Annotated in this window: 2 protein-coding genes; one reads left to right on the top strand and one right to left on the bottom strand. The window is 68.4% G+C overall.

Annotation, left to right across the window (positions count from 1 at the left end; translation table 11 throughout):
- A partial coding sequence (locus AB4Y86_RS18775) for an MFS transporter (RefSeq protein WP_441403644.1) occupies positions 1-1,107 on the bottom strand: 1,107 nt, incomplete at its 3' end.
- Positions 1,108-1,175: 68 nt separating this feature from the next.
- Between AB4Y86_RS18775 and AB4Y86_RS18770 the strand changes: the two genes are divergently transcribed.
- A partial coding sequence (locus AB4Y86_RS18770; RefSeq protein ID WP_441403645.1) for a TetR/AcrR family transcriptional regulator occupies positions 1,176-1,467 on the top strand: 292 nt, incomplete at its 3' end.

Raw genomic sequence — 1,467 nt, 5'->3', positions numbered from 1 at the left:
GTGGTCACCCAGAGCCACGATGCCATAGGCTGCGGCGCTCAGGAACAGGCCGCCCGCCACAACGAGGCCCGGCCGGACCTGCCGCACCAGTGGCACCACGAACAGGCCGGCGACGACGGTGGCGATCAGGGCCGGGACCATTGCCAGTCCAGACTCCGAGGGGGACCGTCCCTCCAACATCTGCAGGTGCTGGGCCAGGAACAGAATGAAGCCGTTGTAGGAAAACAAGGCCAGGACGTTGGCGATGATCGCGGTGCTGAAGACCGGGTTGCCGAAGAGACTCAGGTCCAGCAGGGGAGTCGCCGACGCCGACGCGGCCAGCCGACGCTGGCGGCGGACGAAGGCGAAGCCCGTCATCAGGCCGACGGCCAGGGCCACGAGCGGTCCCGGCGCCACGCCCTCGGTCGCCAGCATCTTGATGCCGTAGACCGTCGGCACCATCGCCAGCAGCGACAGGCCAATGCTGGCTGCGTCCACCGTGCCTGGCTTCGGATCCCGGGATTCAGGGATCAGCGCGGGCCCAAGGGCCAGCAGCGGCAGGACGATCGGCACTGCGACCAGGWGCACCGCACCCCACCAGAGACGTTCCACGAGCCAGCCACCGAATACCGGGCCCAGTGCGGCCCCGCCGGAGAAGCCTGCGGCCCAGATCGCGACGGCGAGCCGCCGCCGGTTCGGCTGGGGAAAGATGTTGCGGATCAGGGAGAGGGTGGACGGCATTAGCATCGCGCCGAAGAAGCCTAGCCCGGCCCGACCGGCGATCAGCCACTCGGCGCCGGGCGCGAACGCCGTCATGGCGGACACGGCCGCGAATCCCGTGCTGCCGACGAAAAGCAGCCGGCGGCGGCCGATCCTGTCGCCCAGGCTACCCATGGCCACGAGCAGGCCGGCTAGGACCAGCGGATATGAATCGACAATCCAGAGCAGCTGCACGCCAGTGGCATCCAGGCTGCGGGCGATCGCGGGTAGCGCGAAGGTCAGGGCCGTGTTGTCCACAGCCACGAGCAGCACCGGGAACATGAGCAGGGTCAACGCCAGCCAGTCCCGCCACGGCGCGCGCGGGGTCGGCGCGGGGTGGGTGAAGGCGGCGCACATGGCGGTGTTCATGGGAGTTAACTGTACCGTCTGGACGGTACAGTTAAGAAATGCGCGCCCCGACAGGCATGATGGGAGCCATGGCCAGAAAACCCGTCGCCCGCGAAGCCGTCCTGGATGCCTTCGAGTCCCTCCTGATTGCCGAGGGCGAACGTGCCGCGACGCTGGATGCGGTAGCCAGGCTGGCGGGCGTCTCCAAAGGCGGTTTGCTGTACCACTTCCCTAACAAGGAGGCCATGATCGCGGTGCTGCTGGAGCGGCTGGACCGGCTCCTCGCCGAGGACCTCGATGCCATGGCAGCCGCCCCGGAAGGGGCTGCCGCGTATTTCATCCGATCCTCGGTATGGGCGGACACCCCCCTGGACCGGGTCT

The organism is Arthrobacter sp. 2YAF22_2 (genome assembly GCF_052114645.1).
GTDB lineage: Bacteria > Actinomycetota > Actinomycetes > Actinomycetales > Micrococcaceae > Arthrobacter.
Note: the sequence above shows the minus strand (reverse complement) of the source record. Positions and strands in the feature narration are given on the sequence as shown.